25 protein-coding genes and 1 tRNA gene are annotated in these 21,299 nt (G+C 58.0%); 23 read left to right on the top strand and 3 right to left on the bottom strand.

Going from position 1 to position 21,299, the window contains the following annotated elements; all coding sequences use genetic code 11:
- Nucleotides 1-7: 7 nt before the first annotated feature.
- From AKJ29_RS04510 to AKJ29_RS04445, 16 genes are all read left to right on the top strand, one after another.
- Nucleotides 8-217 (top strand): hypothetical protein, encoded by a 210-nt coding sequence (locus AKJ29_RS04510; RefSeq protein ID WP_055188318.1) that lies wholly within the window; start codon nucleotides 8-10, stop codon nucleotides 215-217.
- A 12-nt stretch (nucleotides 218-229) separates the two neighbouring features.
- Nucleotides 230-556, top strand: coding sequence for a GPW/gp25 family protein (locus AKJ29_RS04505; RefSeq protein ID WP_055188316.1), 327 nt, complete (start codon nucleotides 230-232; stop codon nucleotides 554-556).
- Nucleotides 553-1,410, top strand: coding sequence for a baseplate assembly protein (locus AKJ29_RS04500; protein WP_055188315.1), 858 nt, complete (start codon nucleotides 553-555; stop codon nucleotides 1,408-1,410). Before AKJ29_RS04505 ends, AKJ29_RS04500 begins: the two co-directional genes overlap by 4 nt.
- Nucleotides 1,400-1,996: a phage tail protein I gene (locus AKJ29_RS04495; RefSeq protein ID WP_055188313.1), complete on the top strand. Its 597-nt coding sequence runs from the start codon at nucleotides 1,400-1,402 to the stop codon at nucleotides 1,994-1,996. The genes AKJ29_RS04500 and AKJ29_RS04495 overlap by 11 nt, the downstream gene beginning before the upstream one ends.
- Nucleotides 1,989-3,044, top strand: coding sequence for a hypothetical protein (locus AKJ29_RS04490; protein ID WP_055188311.1), 1,056 nt, complete (start codon nucleotides 1,989-1,991; stop codon nucleotides 3,042-3,044). The genes AKJ29_RS04495 and AKJ29_RS04490 overlap by 8 nt, the downstream gene beginning before the upstream one ends.
- Nucleotides 3,044-3,514, top strand: a complete 471-nt coding sequence (locus AKJ29_RS04485) for a hypothetical protein (protein WP_055188308.1) — start codon at nucleotides 3,044-3,046, stop codon at nucleotides 3,512-3,514. The genes AKJ29_RS04490 and AKJ29_RS04485 overlap by 1 nt, the downstream gene beginning before the upstream one ends.
- A 1-nt stretch (nucleotide 3,515) precedes the next feature.
- Nucleotides 3,516-3,905: a hypothetical protein gene (locus tag AKJ29_RS04480; protein WP_055188306.1), complete on the top strand. Its 390-nt coding sequence runs from the start codon at nucleotides 3,516-3,518 to the stop codon at nucleotides 3,903-3,905.
- Between the two features lie 144 nt (nucleotides 3,906-4,049).
- A complete protein-coding gene (locus tag AKJ29_RS04475; protein WP_074963605.1) occupies nucleotides 4,050-5,246 on the top strand; it encodes a phage tail sheath subtilisin-like domain-containing protein in 1,197 nt (398 codons plus the stop codon).
- 35 nt (nucleotides 5,247-5,281) lie between these two features.
- Nucleotides 5,282-5,785, top strand: a complete 504-nt coding sequence (locus AKJ29_RS04470) for a phage major tail tube protein (protein ID WP_055188302.1) — start codon at nucleotides 5,282-5,284, stop codon at nucleotides 5,783-5,785.
- Between the two features lie 8 nt (nucleotides 5,786-5,793).
- A tRNA-Met gene (locus AKJ29_RS04465) sits at nucleotides 5,794-5,868 on the top strand.
- Between the two features lie 48 nt (nucleotides 5,869-5,916).
- Entirely contained in the window at nucleotides 5,917-6,330 is a 414-nt protein-coding gene (locus AKJ29_RS18460) for a phage tail assembly protein (RefSeq protein ID WP_063139409.1), read from the top strand.
- Nucleotides 6,331-6,492: 162 nt separating this feature from the next.
- Entirely contained in the window at nucleotides 6,493-8,874 is a 2,382-nt protein-coding gene (locus AKJ29_RS04460) for a phage tail tape measure protein (protein ID WP_235477269.1), read from the top strand.
- 4 nt (nucleotides 8,875-8,878) lie between these two features.
- Complete coding sequence (locus AKJ29_RS04455) at nucleotides 8,879-9,292, top strand: phage tail protein (protein ID WP_055188298.1); 414 nt, start codon at nucleotides 8,879-8,881, stop codon at nucleotides 9,290-9,292.
- A gap of 168 nt (nucleotides 9,293-9,460) precedes the next feature.
- Nucleotides 9,461-10,159, top strand: coding sequence for a DNA adenine methylase (locus AKJ29_RS04450; protein ID WP_055188297.1), 699 nt, complete (start codon nucleotides 9,461-9,463; stop codon nucleotides 10,157-10,159).
- Between the two features lie 163 nt (nucleotides 10,160-10,322).
- Complete coding sequence (locus AKJ29_RS20525; protein ID WP_074963584.1) at nucleotides 10,323-10,529, top strand: Com family DNA-binding transcriptional regulator; 207 nt, start codon at nucleotides 10,323-10,325, stop codon at nucleotides 10,527-10,529.
- Nucleotides 10,480-11,400 (top strand): DNA cytosine methyltransferase, encoded by a 921-nt coding sequence (locus tag AKJ29_RS04445; RefSeq protein ID WP_074963583.1) that lies wholly within the window; start codon nucleotides 10,480-10,482, stop codon nucleotides 11,398-11,400. The genes AKJ29_RS20525 and AKJ29_RS04445 overlap by 50 nt, the downstream gene beginning before the upstream one ends.
- Nucleotides 11,401-11,426: 26 nt before the next feature.
- Here AKJ29_RS04445 and AKJ29_RS04440 read toward each other — a convergent pair whose 3' ends face one another.
- Nucleotides 11,427-11,723: a hypothetical protein gene (locus AKJ29_RS04440; protein WP_055188293.1), complete on the bottom strand. Its 297-nt coding sequence runs from the start codon at nucleotides 11,721-11,723 to the stop codon at nucleotides 11,427-11,429.
- Nucleotides 11,724-11,820: 97 nt separating this feature from the next.
- On the opposite strand from AKJ29_RS04440, the gene AKJ29_RS04435 reads away from it, so the two are divergent.
- The 5 genes from AKJ29_RS04435 to AKJ29_RS04415 all read left to right on the top strand — a co-directional run bounded on the left by AKJ29_RS04435 (nucleotide 11,821) and on the right by AKJ29_RS04415 (nucleotide 16,958).
- On the top strand, nucleotides 11,821-12,039 hold the full coding sequence (locus tag AKJ29_RS04435) for a tail protein X (RefSeq protein ID WP_055188290.1): 219 nt from the start codon (nucleotides 11,821-11,823) through the stop codon (nucleotides 12,037-12,039).
- Nucleotides 12,032-13,114, top strand: a complete 1,083-nt coding sequence (locus AKJ29_RS04430; RefSeq protein ID WP_055188288.1) for a phage late control D family protein — start codon at nucleotides 12,032-12,034, stop codon at nucleotides 13,112-13,114. The genes AKJ29_RS04435 and AKJ29_RS04430 overlap by 8 nt, the downstream gene beginning before the upstream one ends.
- 235 nt (nucleotides 13,115-13,349) lie before the next feature.
- Nucleotides 13,350-14,861 (top strand): di-heme oxidoreductase family protein, encoded by a 1,512-nt coding sequence (locus tag AKJ29_RS04425; RefSeq protein WP_055188286.1) that lies wholly within the window; start codon nucleotides 13,350-13,352, stop codon nucleotides 14,859-14,861.
- A gap of 29 nt (nucleotides 14,862-14,890) precedes the next feature.
- Nucleotides 14,891-15,886 carry an imelysin family protein gene (locus AKJ29_RS04420; protein ID WP_175502249.1) on the top strand — a complete coding sequence of 332 codons (996 nt, stop codon included), beginning with the start codon at nucleotides 14,891-14,893 and terminating at the stop codon, nucleotides 15,884-15,886.
- 4 nt (nucleotides 15,887-15,890) lie between these two features.
- A complete protein-coding gene (locus tag AKJ29_RS04415; RefSeq protein ID WP_055189023.1) occupies nucleotides 15,891-16,958 on the top strand; it encodes a DUF1513 domain-containing protein in 1,068 nt (355 codons plus the stop codon).
- A gap of 21 nt (nucleotides 16,959-16,979) precedes the next feature.
- Here the strand turns inward: AKJ29_RS04415 and AKJ29_RS04410 are convergent, their stop codons facing one another.
- The gene (locus AKJ29_RS04410) at nucleotides 16,980-17,345 is read right to left on the bottom strand and encodes a GFA family protein (RefSeq protein WP_055188283.1); all 366 of its coding nucleotides are present in this window, start codon (nucleotides 17,343-17,345) and stop codon (nucleotides 16,980-16,982) included.
- Between the two features lie 130 nt (nucleotides 17,346-17,475).
- Here AKJ29_RS04410 and AKJ29_RS04405 point away from each other — a divergent pair, with 130 nt between their 5' ends.
- Together AKJ29_RS04405 and AKJ29_RS04400 are read left to right on the top strand one after the other, a co-directional pair.
- A complete protein-coding gene (locus tag AKJ29_RS04405) occupies nucleotides 17,476-18,078 on the top strand; it encodes a DUF937 domain-containing protein (protein WP_055188280.1) in 603 nt (200 codons plus the stop codon).
- A 121-nt stretch (nucleotides 18,079-18,199) separates the two neighbouring features.
- Nucleotides 18,200-18,646: an EF-hand domain-containing protein gene (locus AKJ29_RS04400; protein WP_055188278.1), complete on the top strand. Its 447-nt coding sequence runs from the start codon at nucleotides 18,200-18,202 to the stop codon at nucleotides 18,644-18,646.
- A 135-nt stretch (nucleotides 18,647-18,781) separates the two neighbouring features.
- Here AKJ29_RS04400 and AKJ29_RS04395 read toward each other — a convergent pair whose 3' ends face one another.
- Nucleotides 18,782-21,295, bottom strand: coding sequence for a GcvT family protein (locus tag AKJ29_RS04395; RefSeq protein ID WP_055188276.1), 2,514 nt, complete (start codon nucleotides 21,293-21,295; stop codon nucleotides 18,782-18,784).
- Nucleotides 21,296-21,299 lie beyond the last annotated feature (4 nt).

Here is a 21,299-nt window from a genome sequence, read left to right as displayed (position 1 = left end):
AACTCAAATGGCGGATAAGGCGAAAACCAAAACCGATCCCAAACTGGTGAAGCACACATACGTGTTCCAAGTGCAAACCTGGTGGGGACCGCACCTGAAAGAAGAAGGTGACGAAATCGACCTGACCCAAGATGAGGCCAAGTATTACGAGCCCCACACTCTGAAAAAGAAAAAGACTGACGCCAAACCGGCATCGGCAAAGCCTGCCAAGGCATAAGCCATGGCTGGGATGTGTCGGCATACGGGGCGGCGGCTTTCGGGGTGGGATCATATCGTCCAGTCTCTGGACGCTCTTGTGAAGATGCGCCGGAAAACCCGCATCGAGGAGCGGGATGATGGAACGGATATTCCGGACCTTCAGGACCGTCCGTCCGATGCCGACACACTCCTGGATTACTGCGTGTCGCTGGCAACCGCGATCGACAAATACGAACCGCGCGTCGAGCTTACGGGTATCGAGACTGCGCATTTTGACGAAAACGGACATGCCGAGATCTCGCTTAACCTAGTCGAGGTCAAAACCGGCCAGCAACGAATTTATGGGGCTGTGATATGAGCGAGTATTCCGCAGTTGATATCAGCAAGTTTCACTTTCCAGAGACCGTCGAGATCCTGTCAATTGATGATGAATTTGAACGGCTGAAAAGCATCTTTCTAGAAGAGTTTCCCGAAGCGGCTGAAGAGCTCGAAATCAAAACCGAACCGCTCTACAACCAATTTCGGCTTCTTGCGTCGGAAAGTGTTCGCGCAAAGGCCAAAGCCAATGACGACGCGCGGCAGAACACTTTGGCGCATTCCTGGGGGACGGGGACAGATAACTTTGCATTTAACCTTGGGGTCGTCAGAGTTGATGGAGAAAGCGACGACAATCTGAAAGGCCGGGCCATTCTCGCACAGGAGAAACTGTCCACGGCTGGGCCGGAAGGCATGTATGTCGCCCATGCTATCGATGCGGCCCCAAATGATGTAAAGGGCGTGAAGCCAATCAAAGTCAATAATGACGGGCTGTGCCGGATCTACATTCTTGCCCAGACGGGCAGCGGCATTCCTACGGGCGAGCTCCTGGCGCAAATCCACGCCTATGTCGAAGAGCGCATTCCGCTGTGCTCGTCTTTGGAAACTGTTTCAGCCGAGGTGCCGGAATACACAATCGAGGCCGAGCTGCGCTTTTATCCTGGCACGGATCGGGCCACCGCTCTTGCCGATTGCCGGGCAAGCCTTGAAACCTTCACGGTAAAACAGCATGCCCTTGGCCGTGATATCACCCTTCACGGTATCCAGGGTGCACTCGCGGATCCGCGCGTCCAGAACGCAATCATTGCAGCACCGGTTGCTGATATCGTCTGTTCGGATCACCAGGCGGCCTATTGCTCGGGTATTACGTTGACGGATGGTGGTTATGCCCTTTGATCAGTCCGCCATCTCCAAATCCAGTACCCGCTTTGAGCGCGCAATGGAGCGCTGCGTTCGGGCTGTGTTTGATTTCCCCACGGTCCTGGAAACACTCTGGAATGCGGACACTTGTCCGGTCGAAGCGCTGCCGTTCCTGGCGCATGCCTATTCGGCCAACTTCTTTGATCCACAATGGCCCGAAGATCTTCAACGTGCCATGCTGCGCAATTCACGTGAACTGCATCTTTGGATGGGCACTCGAAAGGGTCTCAAACTTGCTCTGAAATATGCAGGTTACGGTGATGCAGTCGTTGTTGAAGGAAAATCTGCACTGGTTGGCGCGGATTGGGTTGTTGCTGGTCCCGAACAGAGTGTTGGCGGCCCTCAGAGCTGGAATGAGTTTTGGGTAATCGTTCGACAAGAAATCACGCCTGACCAGTTAAGATATCTGGCTGGCATAATCGAAGCGGTCGCTCCTCTTTTTTGTGACCTCACTCGGGTCATGGTTGATCGTGTCAACTATGCAGTAGGCGAACCGTGGTCTGTCGGGACTGAAACAGTCTGGGTTGGTTCAACCTTTAATATTGGAGATCTGAATGCCTGAAAACTTTGAGCTTTTGCCCGAAACTGTCGATGAGACGTGGCCTGGAATTCCAATGATTATGGACGGCTGGCCTCAATCCGGTGGGCTCTGGGATCCCACGACCAAACAAGGGTTGTGGAACCTTCATGCGCTATACCTGCTTGCTCGGACCAACTATCTGAAGCAACGCGTTGAGAGTGTTGAGGCCAACATAGCAAATCTGGATATCACGGGTGACATCGACACGCGGATCAACCAATTGATCGACGGGGCACCGGCGGCGCTGGATACGCTGAACGAGCTGGCGGTGGCCATTGGTGACAACGACAACGAACTGGCGGCGCTGGTGGCCCAGATTGCGGGCAAGCTGGGGGTCACTGAAACGGCGGCGAATGCCGACAAATTGAGCGGCCAGCATGGCTCCTATTATCGCGACGCATCCAATCTGAACGCCGGCACGGTGCCTGACGCGCGCTTGCCTGCCCGGTTGGGGCCTTACGCTCAGCTGATCACTGATTGGGATGACATTTCTGAATGTGGTGGCTTTAAGGGGTATAACGCCGCCAATTCACCAGGAACTGATTGGTGGTTGGGAACTGCTGTAGCCCATGATGACAAATGGATTACGGTCACTGCACACCAGTTTACGGGTGATAGCAGCGCCGACACCAAGGCGATGCGCCGGGAAAAGAATGGCGGTGTTTGGGGTGCTTGGTATCCCCTGGTGACATCTGAGGCTGAGGTAACGGCTTTGACCGCTCCGCATGGCCAGCTCATGGCGTGGGCGCGCTGGAATGGCATGAACGGCGTGACAATCAACGCTTCATCCAACGTGTCGTCTATCGTACGGGTCGCAGCGGGCATCTATGATGTGAGATTTGCCACTGAGCTGCCGAATAGCAATTACATGGCGCTGGCAGGTGCGCGGCATGACAATGACTCGAATAGTACTGCCTGTTTTGCTGCGGCGCGTCTTTTCACAACCAGCTCTTTTCGCGTTATCGTCACCAACGATCGCGATGGGAGCAAGGAAGACGCTGGGGTCATTAACATAGGAGTATTTGGCTAATGGGCAAACGAATTTTGATCGAACGTGCTGACGGATCGATATCTGTTGCGGATGTTGTCCTCGGGGCGGATCAAACCCTTGAGGATGTGGCCGCCGCAATAACGCCAGAAGGCGCGAGCTGGCGGGTGGTCACGGATGTTGCGGCGGCCGATATTATTGCGTCTGCGCCGCCAACGATCACCGACGTGAACAACGAGGCCCGCCGCCGGATCTGGCTGGTTCTGGGCGTCAGCGCGCAGGAAGATGCAATGGTGAGGCAGCAAAATTACACCAGCTTCATGATCAACGCCCAGATCACGCTGGACGCGGGGGGCAAACTGAGCGACGCGGACCAGCAAAAGCGCGAGGCCATCATTGCAGGCTATGCGCTGATTGAATCGATCCGCGCGGCGTCAAACGTTCTGACCGCCCGCGATCCGATCCCCGCCAATTTTGCCGACGATGCTCACTGGCCGGTGATAGCAGGATAACATGCGCCCTTCGTTTCACTCCCTGACCCCGGAAGAACAGGCCCAGTTCGGCAATGGCGTTGGCCCCTACTGGATGCCGGACTGGATGCGCCAGCTCATCACCGGGGCCGCGTCCTGGTTCTTTCAAACCGCAAGCTGGCGTCACCATGATTTCGGCTATGCGGTGGGCGGTGATCGCTATGACCGCCGCCGCTGTGACGACAAGTTCCTGCTGGCCATGCTGAAGGATGCCGTTACGCAAGTGGGCGATCTATGGCTATTGAAGTGCTATCCAGCCATTGTGGTAGCCATCATCTTTTATCTCGCCGTACGCATCGGCGGGCAGTTTGGTTCTTTCAAATACCGAGAGCAATATGCTTCCCTGGATGAGGTTCTCTCGGTTCCGCACTAGAGAAGTCTTGCTGCTTACATCTGTGCCGGTGTAGGGATAAAGCACTCTCCCAAGATCTAAATCCACCTTTGGTAGCATTGCTACCAATGCCCACGCCGGGCGGGCATGCGATCCATGGCTCCAACAAGAGCTATGGAGTTCCGCATGACCGTGTCTATCCACAAGGGCATCACGACGATTGAAAACCTGAAGGGTGGACGCCCGGTTGATATTTCCGAAACGTCCACCCTCGGTTTTGTTTTCACGGCACCCGATGCCGATAACGCCAAGTTTCCCATGGATGAGCCGCTGGCCCTGATCGGAGGCAGTGAGTTGCTGGAAGGCATGGGCGAAACCGGTACGGGTCCGGATATCATTCGCCAGGTCACCAAAGAAGGCACCGGTATGAAGGCGGTAGCTGTTCGTGTCGAAGAAGGTGTGGACTTCAACGCCACCCTGGCAAATGTGATCGGTTCGGCTGGTGCCATGACCGGCATTCACGCCCTGAAGCACGGCCAATCTGAATTGGGTCTTACCCCGCGTCTGTATTTGGCACCGGGCTTCACCTCGCAGCGCGTCGATGGCAGCGCCAATCCGACCGTGGCTGAGTTCCGTGGTATCGCAGAAAAGCGGCGCGGTATGATCTTGGCCGATGGCCCCAATACCACCAAGGAAGCCGCGTTTGAGTATCGCGAGGATTGGGGGTCAAGTCGGATCTACATGATTGACCCAGGCGTGAAGGTCTATGTGAACGGCCAGACGCTGGTTAAGCCAGCTTCGGCTTCGGTTGCAGGTATCACTCTGCGCGTGGACAAGGAATTCGGCGTGAACCACTCGCCGTCCAATCATGCATTTTATGGTATCACCGGAACGGCGCGCCCAATTGAATACTATGATGGCGATCCTGACACCGAAGCCGACTACCTGACCCGCAATCAAATTGCGACGATCATCAATGACGGTGGCTACCGCCTGTGGGGTAACGAGACCTGCTGGACCGAACCGCTGAACAAGTTCTTCCCGGTGATGCGCACCCACGACATCACCATGGACAGCATCGAACGTGCGCATAAAACGTTCCGTGACAAACCGTTCTCAACCCAGCTTTTGGTCGATATCGCCGAAACCGTAAACGGGTTCCAACGCATCCTGCGTGGCCGGGGCTGGACCCTTGGTGGTGACGTTTGGATTGATCCCAAGCTGAACACGAAAGAGACATGGCTGAACGGTGATCTTTTTGTCTCTTATGACGCTGAAGCACCGGCACCGCTGCAACGCCTGATCTTCCAGTTCAACCGCAACACCGGCTACTACGCCGAACTCGCGAAAGAGGCCGTCGCCGAAGTCGCCCGCCTGTCCTGATCCGCAGGCCCAACGAGAAATCTCAGGAGCAACCAATGCCGCATATTCAGCGCAAGTTTAATGCCTTCGTCGATGGGTACTCGACACACACCGAATGCGAAGGTGTCACGGTTCCGAACATTCAGGACGTGCTTGAAGAAACCAAGGCCGGCGGCCTGATCATGGGGTTCGAAGTCCCGCTGGGCTTCCAGAAGATGGAAGCCGGGATCAAGCTGAACTCCCGGCAGAAAGTCTTGATGAAGCGCACGGGGCTGGTGCCGGGCGTATTCAGTCGCATCACGTTTCGGTCAGTCAATATCGATGAATTTAACGGCGATCAGGATGATGAGGTGATCAACATCACGGGCCGGTTGAATGCCAATAATGGCGGTTGGGAGGCACAGTCGATCCCCAAGGATGACTATAAGATCAACTCAATCCCCTACTACAAGCACACGATCAACGGCGAAGTGATCCACCACGTCGATATCCAGAACTTCGTTGGCATCGTCGATGGGGTTGATGTGTGGGGCTCAATCCGCAGCGGCCTCGGCCTCTGATTGATCCTTGCGGGGTAGAGCAGCGGTAGCTCGTCAGCCTCATAAGCTGGAGGTCGCAGGTTCAAGTCCTGCCCCCGCAACCAGTTTCCAAGCGCCTGTCATGGGCGCTTTTTGATGAAGGAATGCGAAACATGACTGAGAAAACCAGCACCCCCAAGATTGAATTTGCCGAGAGCGACAAACCCCGCTTCAAGTCCATTGATCTGGACTACCCGCTTCAGATCGATGGGGAGCCTCTGGTGGCAATTACTGTGCGCCGCCTCACGGGCGGCGAGGTTGCTGAGGTGCAGGCAAAGCTTGAAGAGCATGGGTTCCAGTTTGGGCCACTCATGGAAGCATTTACCGACCAGCCACAGGAGGTGATCGACCACCTCGACCAGGACGATCACGACAAGCTGGAGGCAACGGTCCTCGATTTTTTGCCGGTGAAGATGCGCAACGCTCTGGAGAGCATTCGCGCGGATATGGAAGCGATGCTTCAGGCGCGGATGGAAGCGGCAGCCGAGGAGCAAGCCCAAGACAAATCTTCCCCTGGCGACGACTGATTGGGCGGATCGCTTATGCGTTCAAATGGGGCAAGGAAGAGCTTCTGAACTCATACTGGGATGACCTATTAGCCTGGCACGCTGAGGTCGAGTGGAACGAGGCGCAGATCGAGAGGAAATATGGGCGGGAATGATCTCACATTTTCGATGCTCTTCCGTCTCATGGACGGTTGGACCGGACCGTCTGACAAAGTGCGCGCTGCGATGCGCAAAGTGTCGCGATCGGCACAAGATCTGCGCCGGGATCTAGGCAAGAAAATCCGAACTGGGTTCACCAGTGATGAGCTGGAAAAGGCTCTGTCGCGCAGCGAGACCCGGATCACCCAAGCCCGCCAACGCATGATCGGCGCTGCCGGCATGGCCGTGATGATCGGTGCGCCGGTCATCCAGGAGGGCAATTTCCAAGAGCGTCTCATTGATTTCGCCAACCTTGCCGAAATCGGTGAAGAGCGGATTGCCCAATTGCGTGTCGAGCTCAACGCGCTGCGCAAGGAAACCGGGCAATCCAAGCTTCAGCTCCTCGATGGGCTGGAAGCCTATGTCGGCAAAGGTATGGCGCTGGATGACGCCCTTGCCGGCATGCGCTCCACTGGCAGATCTGCAAAGGCGACCAAATCTGCCATGGATGAGATGGCAAACTCTGGTTTCTCTGTGATGGACAACCTCGGCGTGGTTCCGGGGCTTCTTGGCAAAGCCTTTGATGTGATGGCGAAATCCGGCAAAGAGGGCTCATTTGAACTTGGCGCCATGGCCCGCAAGTTCCCTGAGATCACAGCCGGCGCAAAATCCTTGCAGATGGAAGGCATCGATGCCGTGGCCTCGCTTGCAGCCGCGCTTCAGATCGCCATGAAATCGGCGGGCTCTGAAGATCAGGCCGCTACCAATATGACCAACTTCCTGGGCAAGATCACCGCGCCTGATACCGTGAAGAAATTCCGGAAATTTGGTGTGGATGTGGAAAAGGAGATGCAGATCGCGATCAAGCGCGGCTCTGATCCCCTGGAACACATGCTCTTTGTCATTGAGAAAATGACCGGCGGCGATGCCTTCAAAATGGGGCAGCTCTTTGCCGATAAACAAGTGCTCGACTTCCTGCGCGCGCTGATCCCGAACATGAAGGAATATCAGCGGATCAAAGGTGAAGCCCTCGGCGCCGACGGCGTGATCGACAAGGATTATGAGAAGGTGATGAAGGGCTTCAAAGAGGAAGCCCGGCAACTGGCAAATAGCCTCTCTTCCTTGACCGGCGCATCCGGTTCTCTTCTGCCCGTTGTGACCGATCTCATGCGGGAAGCGCGCTTTGGCGTTGAGGGGCTGATTACCTGGACAAACGCCAATCCGGAGCTGACGGCGACAATCGTCCAGGGCACAGCAGCACTTTTGGCCTTCAGCATTGCCACCCGTGCTGTGGGGTTAGGCTATGCCGTTCTGAGCGGCGGAGTGCTGCGCACGGCTGGGCTGTTTTTCAAGTTCGACAAAGCCGGAAAGAACATGGCGATCTTCGCCCGAGGGACACGCGCTGCAAAATGGGCATTGAGTGGTTTTCTGAAATCCGGTCGCGCTGCAAAGGTGCTGGTCGGTTCTCCGCTGAAATGGGCAATCACGCCACTGAAATGGACCGCTAAGCTGATCCCAGTCATTCCTTGGGCGGCATTGGCGGGTAAAAAGCTGGCGCTTTCGTCCATGGTTCTACCATTAAAATGGACCGCTGCACTATTGCCATCGTTCGCTTTGCCGCTCGCACGGTTCAAAGCCTTTAGGATTGGTGCATCAAAAGAGATCACAGGGCTGGAGCGACATGTCAGCCTGAAATCTACAGCGATGCAACGTCGCTTGTCGGGTCTGAAATGGAGTGCCGCTGGGGCTTCATTCATGGCCTATACAAACCTTTCTCTCATCCCCAAAGACCCGGAGGAACGTTCGGATTGGCAGGCGAAAAATGCACAGTCGATGGAAGATTTCTTCCTCAAGATGCCCGGCATTTCTCATCTGATTAATGGGCAAAACTGGCTACGAGGGAAGCTGGGCCTTGATCCTATGGCGCGGGTCGGTGACATGAAATCAACTCCCGAACCGACTAAGGCGCCCACGCCATTATCGGCTCACGAAAAGCTACAATATGAAAATGAGCTCCTATCTGAAATCAACCGTCTTGAGACACAGATTTCAAATATCAACAACGGCCCGCTTTCAGAAACACTACGTCAGCCATTGAAAGTAGAACTGGCGGGGCTGCGTGAAGAATTAAAAGGGCTTCTCAATCCGATCCCAAAAGCTGTGAACCAAGGGAGAGCCGCACCAACTGCTTCACCCCGACCACCACTGCGCGGCTATGACAGCTCCCAGCCCAATGTGACCGTCGAAAGCACTTTCGAAAGTCAATCCAATCTGGACGTTAAAGTGCAGGTCGCGATGCCGATCCACATCACCCGTGAACAGCAGGCCAGTAACAAACGGATCGCGGCTGATGCCGGGAAAGAAATCGGGGCTCAAGCCGAACGAGCCATTCGCCGCCGCCTCGATGACGGCGCGATAACGGAGTGATCTCATGAGCTTTCGACTTGGCCCTTTCCGTATTGCCCTGGACACACAGGCGATCGAACAACTTGACGATCAAGAGGCACCACGTGTCGCGGTGAAAGAGCCGGCGTATTCTGCGCCAATCCGCCAGCACCTTGGTCCTGGACAACGCACCATCACACTAGATGCCGTGATCTACAAAGAGGTGTTGTCACCCGGTGGCCCCGCACAGATCGAGTTGATGCGCCGGGCAATGAGGTGGCATTGGCGCATGCCGCTTGTCTCGCGATCGCTGCATTTCTATGGGTTCTATGAGATCGAAGATCTGAAAGCGACGAAGACCCACATGCTGCCAAATGGCACCTTTCAGAAGATCACCACCCAAATCGTTCTGGCCCGTGTGCCCAGCCGTCTTTCCATCTTTGGAATATCGTTGGGGTGATGTGATGGCTGCAGCACCTCCTCATATGGCGATATCAGATTCGGGCAGCGTCTGTCCTGGCGTTGCTCGATCGGTAATGTCGGGTTTGACGATGCTTGAATCACCCATCACGCGGACGGGTGGTGCCGGTCGGCCGAAATCGTCAGGACTGGCGGTGGGGGATCCGCGATGACCTATCCCGGCGGCAAAAATGGCATGGGCATCTATCAACGGATCATCAACCACATGCCTCCGCACAAGGCTTATATCGAAGCCTTCCTTGGATCCGGTGCGGTTCTGCGCAACAAGCGCCCGGCTGAAACCAATATCGGCATTGATCGTAGCGAGGCTGCTATCAGCCTTTGCTTGGATCTGGCTGGATCGAAGAGCTGTGAATATCGCCTATTTCAAGATGATGCACTGGAGCTGCTGCCCTCGATGAAACGGGTGTTGGCAGAATCGGTTTTGATCGACCAACCCGACACCCTGATCTATGCCGATCCGCCCTATGTGATGGGTACCCGAAAAGGCGGTGAACTCTATGACTTCGAAATGTCAGATGAGGATCATCAGCAACTATTGAGCATCCTAACCGAAGCCCGATGCATGGTGATGATCTCCGGCTATCGCTCACCTCTCTATGACGACGCCTTGGGCCATTTCCATCGAGTTGACTACCAGGCCAATACGCGCCGTGGGCAGGTCACAGAATGCCTTTGGATGAACTTTAGACCGCCAGCTGAGTTGCACGATTACAGCCACCTTGGAGAGAACTATCGCGACCGCGAGCGCATCAGACGAAAGAAGGCACGTTGGTCTGAGAAGTTCCGGAAAATGGACCGCTTGGAGCGTCTGGCGATCATGGATGCGTTGCTATCGCAGGAATAAGAGAATTCCCCGCGCTGGTGATACCTGGCGCGGGGAGGTCACAGGGCGTTGGCGCGCCTTGCAACATGGGGAAAGTCGCCAAACTAGCCCCCACCGACCAGCATAACCTTATGGTCGCTCCCACCCTGATCAGGGCCGCGGCAACATGAGGTGAGTCGCCTAAATGAGGCAAGAGGAAATCCGATGCACAAACTGTGCGAGACTGTTATTCAAGATGGAAATCGGCGGGCTTTCGGGCACCCTGTCAATCAAGTGCCCCCGATGCCGTTCCATCAACATTCTGAGGCCATCACAGAGCCCCAATCCAGAACGCCGCGAGCGTGCAGGAAAGGAGCCCCAATGTGGCTGTTCATCCCACCAACCGACATGACGAAATTCGCGGCATCAGCCTTTGTGCCGGTGTCGCAGGACTTGATCTTGGATTGCACATTGCAGAACCCGGATATCGAACTGTGTGTTATGTCGAGCGAAACAGTTTCGCCGCGGCCACTCTCGTGGCGCGGATGGCGGACACGTCCCTGGCACCAGCACTTCTATGGGACGATCTCAAAACCTTCGATGGCCGACCGTGGCGCGGCCGAATTCATATCCTCACTGCCGGTTATCCCTGCCAACCGTTCACGCTCTCAGGGTTGCGCAAGGGCGAAGACGACCCGCGCCACCTATGGCCGGAAGTCGCGCGGATCGCGGATGAGATCCGCCCGGAATGGCTTTTCTTTGAAAATGTCCCCGGCCATCTCACCCTTGGCCTCCAAGACGTCTGCCGAGATCTTCAGGGAATGGGCTATCGGGTTGCAGCGCGCGTCGTATCAGCGGCGGAAGTCGGCGGGTCGCATACCCGCGAGAGGCTCTTCATTCTGGCCCACGCCGACCTTCAAGGGATCGGGCAATCGGGCCTGCATCGTGGGCAGCCCTGTGGGGATCCAGTTCAAGACGGATCAGAACCAAACGGGCACTCAAGTGGGGATCAAGAATGCAGCGAGCGCCTGGACGCTGATGTGGGAACTGATGGCGGCCGCGGGCTGGCAGCCGCAACCGTTCCGCTCTTCCCACCGGTTCCGGGTGATCTTGCTGAATGGGGAGAAGTACTCAACCGATCCCCTGAGCTTAAACCCTGCCTTCACGGACTGGATGATGGGCTGGCCTTCGGGTTGGACCGATCCGCAGCAGCCGGTAACGGAGTGGTCTCTCTGGCTGCGGCGCATGCGTACCGCATTCTACGAGCTGAACTGGGCGGCTGAAACACGCGGCGATGCTGGCTCGCGCATCACCCTGCAACAAACAAAATAGGAGCCCACTGACCGATAATACATCCAAGCGCAATGTTCATGGACTGCTTGCTCAAGACACCCAGCGGCCCGGCGACGATACCAACGGCGACAAGCCCGGCGATCATCGCCAAAAGGAAGCTGGTTGTGAAAAGGCTGATTAACAGGGTCGCGGCGACATAGGCAACGCCCAACGCCGCACCCTTCCATGGTTCCGCTCCAGCAAGACGGGCCCCGATTGCGGCCAAAACAATGCTGGTCAGAAAGGAAGCGATAATGAGGTTTCCAGTGATCATAGTCTTTGTCTCAAATAGCTGATTTCTGGCGCCGAGCCTTACACAGTCGACAAAGTGAAGTCCATCCGCATGAGCCGAACGAAAGGAGGGTAACAACATGCCCAAAACCTACACCACCAAAGAGGGCGATATGGTCGATGCAATTGCCTTCGAGCATTATGGCCGTCATCGCGGAACAACCGAGGCGATCTATGAGGCCAATCGCGGCCTTGCAGTCCATCCGCTCGTTCTGCCTGCCGGACTGAAGATCACGCTTCCGGATCTGGATGAAACACAGGTCAATGAGCCTGTGCGCGGAGTTGCGCTCTATGACTGATCTCTCCAACGCCAGGACACCAATCTTCGAACTGCTGCTGAATGGGCTTCCATTCCACCCCACCAAAGTCCTCTCGATTGAGGTCACCGATGGGGCAGGATTTGAGAGCGATGAGCTGGTCATTAAGTGCATGGATGCCCCCCGCATCAATGCCCCGGCCCAGAGCGATGAGTTTCAGCTTTCCCTCGGCTATCTGGAGTGGGGCGCACCCTTCTATATCGGCACGTTTTTCTATGAAGAAAGCGAGCGGATCGGGTTTGATCGAGAGGTGACATTCACGGCCAAAGCTGCGGATCACAGCAAGACGCTGAAAGAGCCGAAGACGCGCGCCTGGGAGGGCACCTTTGGTGGTATTGCAGATCAGGTCGCCAAAGATCACGGGCTCAAGCTTTCGATGGCCGAGACGTTGAAAAATCATCCGATCGGTTATGTGGCCCAGACCGAAGAAAGCGACCAGAACTTTTTGACCAGGTTGGGGCGCAAGGTTGGGGCCGTCACTACCTTCAAGGATGGCTTCCTTCTCATCACAGAAAGGGGATCGGGCAAGACGGCATCGGGCAAGGATTTACCGCCTGTTATCATCCTTCCACAACACCTGAATGCAGACGAGGGTTTTACGGTTCGGCTCAAACCGCGCGCGAAATTCTCAAAGGTGATTTCCCGCTGGCAAGATCGGGCGGCTGGCACCATTCAAAAGCTCACTCTTGAAACGGGCGGTGAAGGGCCTTCGATGACCCTTCGAGAGGTCTTTCAAAGTGAGGCCGAAGCCCGTTCAAATGGTGAGGCCAAGGTGAAGGAACTGCGCGCCGGTGAGGGTGAATTGACGCTGAATATGATCGGGAACCCTCTGATCAGGGCTGAAAGCCCGATCCAGCCCTCTGGCGTCGATCCTGACGCCGACCAGACCTGGATTGCGAAGTCTGTCACCCATGTTTGGGACTTTGCGGAAGACGGGGGAACAAGCACCACAGTTGACGCAGATTTCGGAATGGAGGACAAAGGGAAAAAGAAGAAAAATGCGGGCAAGAGCAGCTCCACCAAAAATGGCAACTATGTATCGATCCTGGACCGCTAACCCCGCGCCTATTTTCCTGACAAATCATGTGTTCCATTTTGCCAGAGCAAATTTTCCGCTACACCCGCCCCGGCGATTGAGCAATTTGTTCGGAAAAACGCCAATATCCCAACCTGAAACACGCACGCGCCCTTCACCGCGTCACGTTTGAAAGGGTATTATCTGAGTATTTCTGTCAGATTACTCTTTACCTCTCGGTCAATCCGGCGTAGAGCACGGAAAACGGAATGTTACCATGCTCTGCCGCCCCCTGCGCCTCGCCGCACTGTGTCTTGCCCTTTCCCCCTTCGCCGCTTCGGCATATGTGTCAACGGCGTTCGGAGAGCCCCACCTGAAACAACTTCCGCTGACGGCTGCGCAAAAGGCAAAACGGGCGGCTGCGCTGCGATGGACCGAGGACTTCACCACCCCCGAGACATTCGAAGCCCTTCCCGGTGGGATCAGCACACAGCTGGCCCCTTCTGACCGCCCCCCCTTTTCCACCCCTGCACCGATGCTGAGCGCAGAGGCACGGTTGGATTTCAGCCTCGGCGAGGCACTGTTTGAAAAGCTATGGGTGGTGGGCCCTTCCTCCACCATATCTTCCGACGGGTTGGGCCCGCTTTACAATGCACGCACCTGTTCCGCCTGTCACCGGCAGGATGGGCGCGGGATGCCGCCCAAGGATGCCATGGATCCAACGCCGGGGCTGGTGCTGCGGCTATCAGTGCCCGGAGCGGAAGGAAACGCCCCGTTCAGGCCACACCCGATCTATGGCGCGCAATTGCAGGACCGCGCCATCACTGGCCACGCGGCAGAGGGCAAAATGCAGCTGCGCTACACAACCACGCCGATCCTGCTGGCGGAGGGTGAAGTGGTAGAGCTGCGCAGGCCCGAATATGAGATCACCCAGCTCGCCCATGGTGCCCCAGGAGAGGCGCTGATGACCTCCCCCCGGATTGCTCCGCAGATGATCGGGCTGGGGCTGCTTGAGGCCATCCCCGAGGCCGATATCCTTGCCCTCGCGGACCCCGAGGACAGGGATGGTGATGGAATTTCCGGAAAGGCGCAAAAGGTCTGGTCGCGCGAATATGGCCAATGGATGCTGGGCCGGTTTGGTCACAAGGCCGGCAATCCGACCCTGCGCCAGCAATCGGCAGATGCGGCAAACGGGGATATCGGCCTTTCCAGCCCCTTATTTCCCGCAGCCTGGGGCGATTGCACCGACGCGCAGGCAGCGTGCCGCACTGAACGGGATGGCAACTCGCCCAGCCAGGGCAATGTCGAATTGGGGGCACAGGCGCTGGATCTGCTGACCCATTATACGGCCAATCTGGCGGTGCCCGCCCGCCGCGCCCCTGACGCCCCCGAAGTGCTGCGCGGCAAAGCCCTTTTTTACAACACCGGCTGCGCCGCCTGTCATAGCCCCAAATTTGTCACCCACCCGCTGGACGGGGACCCCACCCGCTCGTTCCAACTGATCTGGCCCTATAGCGACCTGTTGTTGCATGACATGGGCGAGGGGCTGGCGGATCACCGCCCGGAGGGGCAGGCAACCGGACGCGAATGGCGCACCCCGCCGCTTTGGGGCATTGGCCTGACCCGGCAGGTCTCGGGGCGCGAGGCCTATCTCCATGACGGGCGCGCGCGCAGCCTGCTTGAGGCGATCCTGTGGCATGGGGGCGAGGCAGAGGCCGCCCGTAACCGGGTGCAGCAAATGACGCGTTCTGACCGCAACGATCTGATTTCTTTTGTGAGTTCTCTATGAAACCCTTCCTTGTCATCGCAGCAGCCTGCATGCTTCCCTTAACCGGCTGGGCCGGAAATCCCGATCACGGCGCCATGGGCGAGCGGCTGTTAGGCGTGTTGCAGAACCAATTCGCCGCGTTCCAGACCCAAGCAACCCAGCTGGCCAAGGAGGCCGAGGGGTTTTGCGCGGGGCGCAGAACGGAAGAAGAGGTCACTTCGGCCTTTCGCGCCACCTGGCTTGCCTGGGCCCCCCTCGACCCGTATCAGTTCGGACCGATGGAGACCCTCGGCGCGGCGTTGCGTGTGAACTTTTTCCCGGACAAGAAAGGGTTTGTCGGGCGGGCATTGACACAGCTAGGACGGCTCTCGGCGGAGGAGCAGTCCAATCCGGCGGTCATCGCACGCTATTCGGTCGCGGCGCAGGGATTGCCGGCAATTGAACGGCTTTTGTTTGATGCCCCGCTGGATGCCCCCGCCCAATGCCCGGTCCTGATTGGCATCACCGGCCAGCTGGCCGCCACATCCAACGCCCTTTACGATCAGTGGTTCGGCCAGCCGGGTTGGGCGGATCTGGTGCGCAGCGCCGGGCCGGACAACCCGACCTATCTGAGCAATCAGGAGTTTTCGCGCCAGATGTTCACCGCGCTTGGGTTTTCCATCCTGCGGATGCGCGACCATCGCCTGAAACGCCCGCTTGGCAGTTATCAACGCGCCTTTCCGAAACGTGCCGAAGCCTGGCGCGCGGGGCTCAGCACCCGGATCATCGCCGCCCAGCTGAACGGGATGGATGCGGTGATCCTCAATGGGTTTGGCCCGGCCCTCCCGGAGCAAATCCGTGCAGAGCTGACCCGGAGGCTTTCCGACCTCGCACAACGACTGGAAAAGATTGATCAACCGTTGCAGAATGCGGTGGAAGATCCGCTTTTGCGGGTTCGGATCGAAGGGGTGATCAGCCGGTTTCAGACCCTTCAGATCTATCTTGAGGACACGGTGGGCCCGGCACTTGGCCTGCAGGCCGGGTTCAGCGCGGGGGATGGGGATTGATCAGATGAAACGACGCCACTTTCTGGCCTCTGCCGCCGCCCTTGCCACCGCCCCCGGCCTGACCGGGTGGGCCGCAGCGGGCGCACCGGATGTCATCACCGCCGCCAACCGGCCTGACAAATCCACCTGGCTGGTCGGGCTGCAGGCAGACGGCACATTGTGTTTCCAACTGCCGCTGCCCGGTCGCGGCCATGGCGCCACGCCTCATCCAACCCGCGCAGAGGTGGTCGGGTTTGCCCGCCGCCCGGGCAGGTTTGCGGTTGTGCTGGACTGCGTGACGGGACGGGAACGCACGCGGATCATTAGCCCGCCCGGGCGCCATTTCTATGGGCATGGCGCGTTTTCCTCTGATGGCAACCTCCTGTTTGCCACCGAAAACAACTATGATGACCTGACCGGGACAATCGGGATTTACGATGCCAACAAGGCCTATCAACGGGTGGGCGAACTGCCATCCGGCGGCATTGGTCCCCATGAAATCCTGCGCCGTGAGGGTGGAGGGTTTGTGGTTGCCAATGGGGGAATTCAGACCCATCCCGATATGCCCCGCGCCCGGTTGAACATCCCTAGCATGCGCTCCTCTCTGGTCTATCTGGATGCGAAAGGGATGTTGGAAGAACAGGTGTTTCTACCTGAAAATATGCAGAAAAACTCGATCCGCCATATCGACATAGCCGCCGATGGTGCGGTGCTGATGGCGCTGCAATGGCAGGGCAACCCGCTGGATGATGTGCCGTTAGTGGCGCGCCATAAGCGGGGCGAAGAGATCACCCTGCTGACCCATCCCGAGCAGGGACAGTTGAAAAACTATGCCGGATCGATCGCCTATGCGCCGCATGATGGGGGATTTGCCGTCACCGGCCCGAAAGGCAGCGTGGTGATTTACTTTGACGCCGAAGGACAGCCTGCCGGGGCACGCTCCCTCGGGACGGCCTCTGGCGTGGCACGCAGCCGCGCGGGCGGGCTGATCATTTCCTGTGACGGGGGGCTGTTTCACCATGGCCCCTTGGGCGATCACTTTACCCCGGTGGCGGGCGAGTGGGCCTGGGACAACCACCTGATCGCGGTGTGATCCCGGCACTGAGGGTCCTGATCAGTCGAGGAACTCCCAGCTCTCTGCCCCATCAAAACGGCGGATGCGCAGCCCGTGCAATGCGGCGGGGTCTGCCATGTTCAGATTGACGGCAAACCGGTCCTGATCCGCGGCGGATCCCGGCCCCCAATGGGTCACGCAACCACAGGTTTTGCAGGCATGGAAATCAATCAGGTGGTCGCCCCAGGAATAGCTGGTCACGTGATCTTCCCCGGTCAGGATACGCCCTTCATTCGGGGGGCAATGCGCCCATGTGGCGGCATATCTGCGGCAGATCGAACAATTGCACCGCACCGCAAATTCCGGTCGGCTCACTTCGAAGGTGACCATGCCGCAATGGCAGCGTCCCTGGATCATGTCACTCATCCTGAAACCCTTTCGCATTTCACTGCTGCCACAGTTTCAAACCGGGGAGGGTTTCGCAAGCTTTCCCCTTTTGCCCAGCCAGGGATCCCTAAAGAAAGGCAGAATGTAATCATTTCAGGCGGAGGCCCCCATGTCCCTTTTACATCTTTTGCAACAGGCCCAGAACGGTCAGGGCCTGTCGGTGCTGGCCGAACAGATCGGTCTGGATCCGGCACAGGCCACCCAACTGACCGAGATGCTGGCCCCACAGCTTGGTCAGGCCACCAAAGCACAGGTTGAGAACGGCGGTCTGTCCGGTGTGATCGGCGCTTTGCAGGGACAAGAACAGGCCGCGCTGTATGAGGATGCAAGCCTTGCCGCAAGCGCGCAGGGCCAGGCGCAGGGCGCACAGTTCCTGACCGGCATTCTGGGCGACAAAGGCACCCAAAGCCTTGCCAAACAAGCGGCGCGCAGCACCGGGATCGAGCTTGACCAGATCGCCGCATTCCTGCCGGCGCTCGCGGCGATGGCTCAGGGCGGGTTGCAGAAATCCATGCCGGACGAGGCGCTCTCCACCATGCTGCCTGACCGGAACGGCGCAGCTGGATTGATGTCACTGGTCAGCGGGGTTCTGGGCAAGTCGACGAACGATGCCCCCAAATCCGGCCCGGCTCTGGATCTGTTGACTTCTTTTCTTGACGCAGATGGCGACGGATCGGTGATGGATGACATTCTGGGGAAGATTCAGGGCTGATTTCCCTATACATATTGAGGGGTTATGCGGTGACAAAGCGCCGCATAACCGAGGTGTTTGCTTGCGAAACCGGGGCGGGAATGACAGGCAGGCAACAGGACACCCCACCGCAGAGGACCCCATGCGCCACTTCTTGCTTCTCCCCCCGACCCTTGCCATCATCAGCCTTACAACCGGGGCCGCCATGGCGGAACCTTCGGCCATGGTGCGTCATTTCTTTGACCAGTATGACACGGATGGCAGCCAGTCGGTGAGCCTTAACGAGCTTGCCTCGGTGCGCACGGCGGATTTCCTGAAATTTGATATGGATGGTGACCGGGTTCTGGCAGCAGACGAGTTTGCCCGCCTGACCCTTGCCCATGCCGCGCAAGAGGCCACGCCAGAGATCAGCGCCCTTGGCGACAAACCGCACCGTATCCTTGCCAGCCTGAGCTGGGAGGAAAGCGACCTTGATGGGGATGGCCTGGTCAGCAAGGCAGAATATCAGGGCAATTCTGCCCTCTGGTTCAAGCGGGTGGACACTGATCTTGATGGCAGCATCACCGCCCACGAGCTGGACGCCTGGTAAAGACATCCGGACAACAGACCACCCTGCGCCTGCTTTCACCGGCACCCTGATCGCCCCCTGATTGCCCCCGTGGCCACATAAAGAAAAAGCCCCGGCACATGTCCGGGGCTTTTCCAATTTCAAACCAGATCGCGGTTACGCACCTTCTGCGTTTTTACGGATGGTTTCGTTTTTCGGGTCATAGGGGCTGTCGACGGTCACTTCCGCATCCCACAGGTTGCCCATGATCTTGACCTTGAGCTTCTGGCCCGGAACGGCAAGCTCCGGCGGCAGGTAGCCCATGCCGATCGACTTCTCGAAGGCTACCGAGTAGCCGCCCGAGGTGAGACGACCCACTTTCTTGCCATCGAGGAACAGCGCCTCTCGGCCCCACGGATCGGCGTCATCCGGCCCGTCGATCAAGAGGGTGCAGCATTTGAAACGCACGCCTTTTTCGATCATCGCTTCTTTGCCGTGGAAGTCTTTTTCCAGGTCGATGAAGCGCGGCAGGTCGGCCTCGGCCGGGGTCGCGTCGCGGCCCAGTTCGGTGCCGAACGCACGGTAGGATTTCTCCTGACGCAGCCAGTTCTGCGCACGGGCGCCAACCAGCTTCATACCGTGTTTCTCACCGGCTTTTTCAAGCAGATCAAACAGATAGTTCTGCATCTCGATCGGGTGGTGAAGTTCCCAACCCAGCTCACCCGTGTAAGCCACACGGATCGCATTGACCGGGCACATGCCCAGTTCAATCTGTTTGGCCGAGAGCCACGGGAAGCGTTTGTTGGTCAGCGCGGTGGCCGGATCAGCGTCCACGATGATCTCGTTCAGCACGTCACGCGACTTCGGTCCTGCGATGGCAAAAACGCCCCACTGCGTGGTCACGTCCTGGATCTCGATGTAACCGAACTCTTCCATTTTATCTTCTGCGGCTTTGCGCAGGAAGTCGGCGTCATATTCGGTCCAGGCACCGGCGGAAACGAGGTAGTAGTTGTTCTCGCCATTGCGCACGATGGTGTATTCGGTGCGGGTGGTGCCGGCCTCGGTCAGGGCGTAGGTCAGGTTGATACGGCCAACCTTCGGCAGCTTGTTACAGGTGAACCAGTCGAGGAACTGGGTGGCACCCGGGCCTTTGACCACGTGTTTGGTGAAGGCGGTGGCGTCGATGAGGCCAACGCCTTCGCGGATTGCCTTGGCTTCTTCCACGGCGTATTTCCACCACTCCCCCCGGCGGAACGAACGGCTTTCTTCGTCGAAGTTCTCGGGCGCGTTCAGCGGGCCGTAGTAGTTCGGGCGTTCCCAACCGTTGACCCAGCCAAATTGCGCGCCGCGCTCTTTTTGCCGGTCATAGGCGGGCGAACAACGCAGCGGGCGACAGGCCGGGCGCTCTTCGTCCGGGTGGTGCAGAATGTAGACGTGTTCGTAGCATTCTTCGTTCTTGCGCGCTGCAAACTCGGTGGTCAACCAGTTGGACGAATAACGTTTCGGGTCAAGCGACGCCATGTCGATCTCGGCCTCACCATCGACCATCATCTGGGCGAGGTAGTAACCGGTGCCGCCAGCCGCGGTGATCCCGAAGGAGAAGCCCTCGGCCAGCCACATGTTGCGCAGACCCGGCGCGGGACCCACCAGCGGGTTGCCGTCGGGGGTGTAGCAGATCGGACCGTTGAAATCGTCTTTCAGACCCGATTCAGCACAGGACGGCACGCGTTCCGCCATTGCCATATACTGATCCGCAATCCGGTCCAGATCGAGCGGGAACAGGTCGGCGCGGAAGCTGTCGGGCACGCCATGTTCGAAACGGGCCGGTGCGCCGCGCTCATAAATGCCGAGGATCCAGCCGCCGCGCTCTTCGCGGGCATAAGATTCGTTGTCGGCGTCACGCACAACCGGGTGCTCCGGGTTGCCCGCTTCGCGCCATTTCACCAGTTCGGGATCCTGGTCCATCACGATGAAGGTGTGTTCCACCGGGATGGCAGGCATCTTGATGCCCAGCATCTTGGCGGTGCGTTGGGCGTGGTTGCCCGAGGCGGTCACGACGTGTTCAGCGGTGATCACAACCTTATCGTCGCTCTCGATCAGGTTGCCGCCTTTTTCCACCATCTTGGTGCAGGTCACTTCCCAGTGGGTGCCGTTCCAGTGGAAGTCATCGGCCTGCATCTTGCGCACGATCTCAACACCGCGCTGACGGGCGCCTTTGGCCATGGCCTGGGTCACGTCGGCGGGGTTAATATAACCGTCTTCGGTGTGATAAAGCGCACCCTTCAGGTCCGAGGTCTCGATCAGCGGCCAGCGTTCCTTGATCTGGTCCGGGGTCAGGAACTCATAGTTGATGCCCACGGTGTCCGCGGTCGAGGCGTAGAGCTGGTATTCGTCCATCCGCTCATCAGTCTGCGCCATCCGCAGGTTGCCCACCACGGCAAAACCGGCATTCAGCCCGGTTTCCGCTTCCAGTTCCTTATAGAACTTGACCGAATAGTCGTGGATGTGGGTGGTGGCATAGCTCATGTTGAAGAGCGGCAGCAGGCCTGCTGCGTGCCAGGTCGACCCGGAGGTCAGCTCGTCACGCTCGATCAGCATGACATCATCCCAGCCCGCTTTGGCCAGATGATAGGCGATCGACGTGCCAACGGCACCACCGCCGACGACAAGCGCTTTGACTTGAGTTTTCATGGAC

It is taken from the genome of Aliiroseovarius crassostreae, from assembly GCF_001307765.1.
GTDB lineage: Bacteria > Pseudomonadota > Alphaproteobacteria > Rhodobacterales > Rhodobacteraceae > Aliiroseovarius > Aliiroseovarius crassostreae.
The sequence above is the reverse complement of the archived record's forward strand: the minus strand, read 5'-3'. Positions and strand labels throughout refer to the sequence as shown.

Coding starts and splice junctions, on each gene's coding strand:
- AKJ29_RS04435 (WP_055188290.1), top strand. CDS start 11,821: ATGCCCAAAACCTACACCACCAAAGAGGGCGATATGGTCGATGCAATT.
- AKJ29_RS04475 (WP_074963605.1), top strand. CDS start 4,050: ATGACCGTGTCTATCCACAAGGGCATCACGACGATTGAAAACCTGAAG.
- AKJ29_RS04415 (WP_055189023.1), top strand. CDS start 15,891: ATGAAACGACGCCACTTTCTGGCCTCTGCCGCCGCCCTTGCCACCGCC.
- AKJ29_RS04480 (WP_055188306.1), top strand. CDS start 3,516: ATGCGCCCTTCGTTTCACTCCCTGACCCCGGAAGAACAGGCCCAGTTC.
- AKJ29_RS04460 (WP_235477269.1), top strand. CDS start 6,493: ATGGACGGTTGGACCGGACCGTCTGACAAAGTGCGCGCTGCGATGCGC.
- AKJ29_RS04490 (WP_055188311.1), top strand. CDS start 1,989: ATGCCTGAAAACTTTGAGCTTTTGCCCGAAACTGTCGATGAGACGTGG.
- AKJ29_RS04410 (WP_055188283.1), bottom strand. CDS start 17,345: ATGAGTGACATGATCCAGGGACGCTGCCATTGCGGCATGGTCACCTTC.
- AKJ29_RS18460 (WP_063139409.1), top strand. CDS start 5,917: ATGACTGAGAAAACCAGCACCCCCAAGATTGAATTTGCCGAGAGCGAC.
- AKJ29_RS04500 (WP_055188315.1), top strand. CDS start 553: ATGAGCGAGTATTCCGCAGTTGATATCAGCAAGTTTCACTTTCCAGAG.
- AKJ29_RS04455 (WP_055188298.1), top strand. CDS start 8,879: ATGAGCTTTCGACTTGGCCCTTTCCGTATTGCCCTGGACACACAGGCG.
- AKJ29_RS04430 (WP_055188288.1), top strand. CDS start 12,032: ATGACTGATCTCTCCAACGCCAGGACACCAATCTTCGAACTGCTGCTG.
- AKJ29_RS20525 (WP_074963584.1), top strand. CDS start 10,323: ATGAGGCAAGAGGAAATCCGATGCACAAACTGTGCGAGACTGTTATTC.
- AKJ29_RS04485 (WP_055188308.1), top strand. CDS start 3,044: ATGGGCAAACGAATTTTGATCGAACGTGCTGACGGATCGATATCTGTT.
- AKJ29_RS04450 (WP_055188297.1), top strand. CDS start 9,461: ATGACCTATCCCGGCGGCAAAAATGGCATGGGCATCTATCAACGGATC.
- AKJ29_RS04420 (WP_175502249.1), top strand. CDS start 14,891: ATGCTTCCCTTAACCGGCTGGGCCGGAAATCCCGATCACGGCGCCATG.
- AKJ29_RS04400 (WP_055188278.1), top strand. CDS start 18,200: ATGCGCCACTTCTTGCTTCTCCCCCCGACCCTTGCCATCATCAGCCTT.
- AKJ29_RS04395 (WP_055188276.1), bottom strand. CDS start 21,295: ATGAAAACTCAAGTCAAAGCGCTTGTCGTCGGCGGTGGTGCCGTTGGC.
- AKJ29_RS04495 (WP_055188313.1), top strand. CDS start 1,400: ATGCCCTTTGATCAGTCCGCCATCTCCAAATCCAGTACCCGCTTTGAG.
- AKJ29_RS04440 (WP_055188293.1), bottom strand. CDS start 11,723: ATGATCACTGGAAACCTCATTATCGCTTCCTTTCTGACCAGCATTGTT.
- AKJ29_RS04425 (WP_055188286.1), top strand. CDS start 13,350: ATGCTCTGCCGCCCCCTGCGCCTCGCCGCACTGTGTCTTGCCCTTTCC.
- AKJ29_RS04470 (WP_055188302.1), top strand. CDS start 5,282: ATGCCGCATATTCAGCGCAAGTTTAATGCCTTCGTCGATGGGTACTCG.
- AKJ29_RS04510 (WP_055188318.1), top strand. CDS start 8: ATGGCGGATAAGGCGAAAACCAAAACCGATCCCAAACTGGTGAAGCAC.
- AKJ29_RS04505 (WP_055188316.1), top strand. CDS start 230: ATGTGTCGGCATACGGGGCGGCGGCTTTCGGGGTGGGATCATATCGTC.
- AKJ29_RS04405 (WP_055188280.1), top strand. CDS start 17,476: ATGTCCCTTTTACATCTTTTGCAACAGGCCCAGAACGGTCAGGGCCTG.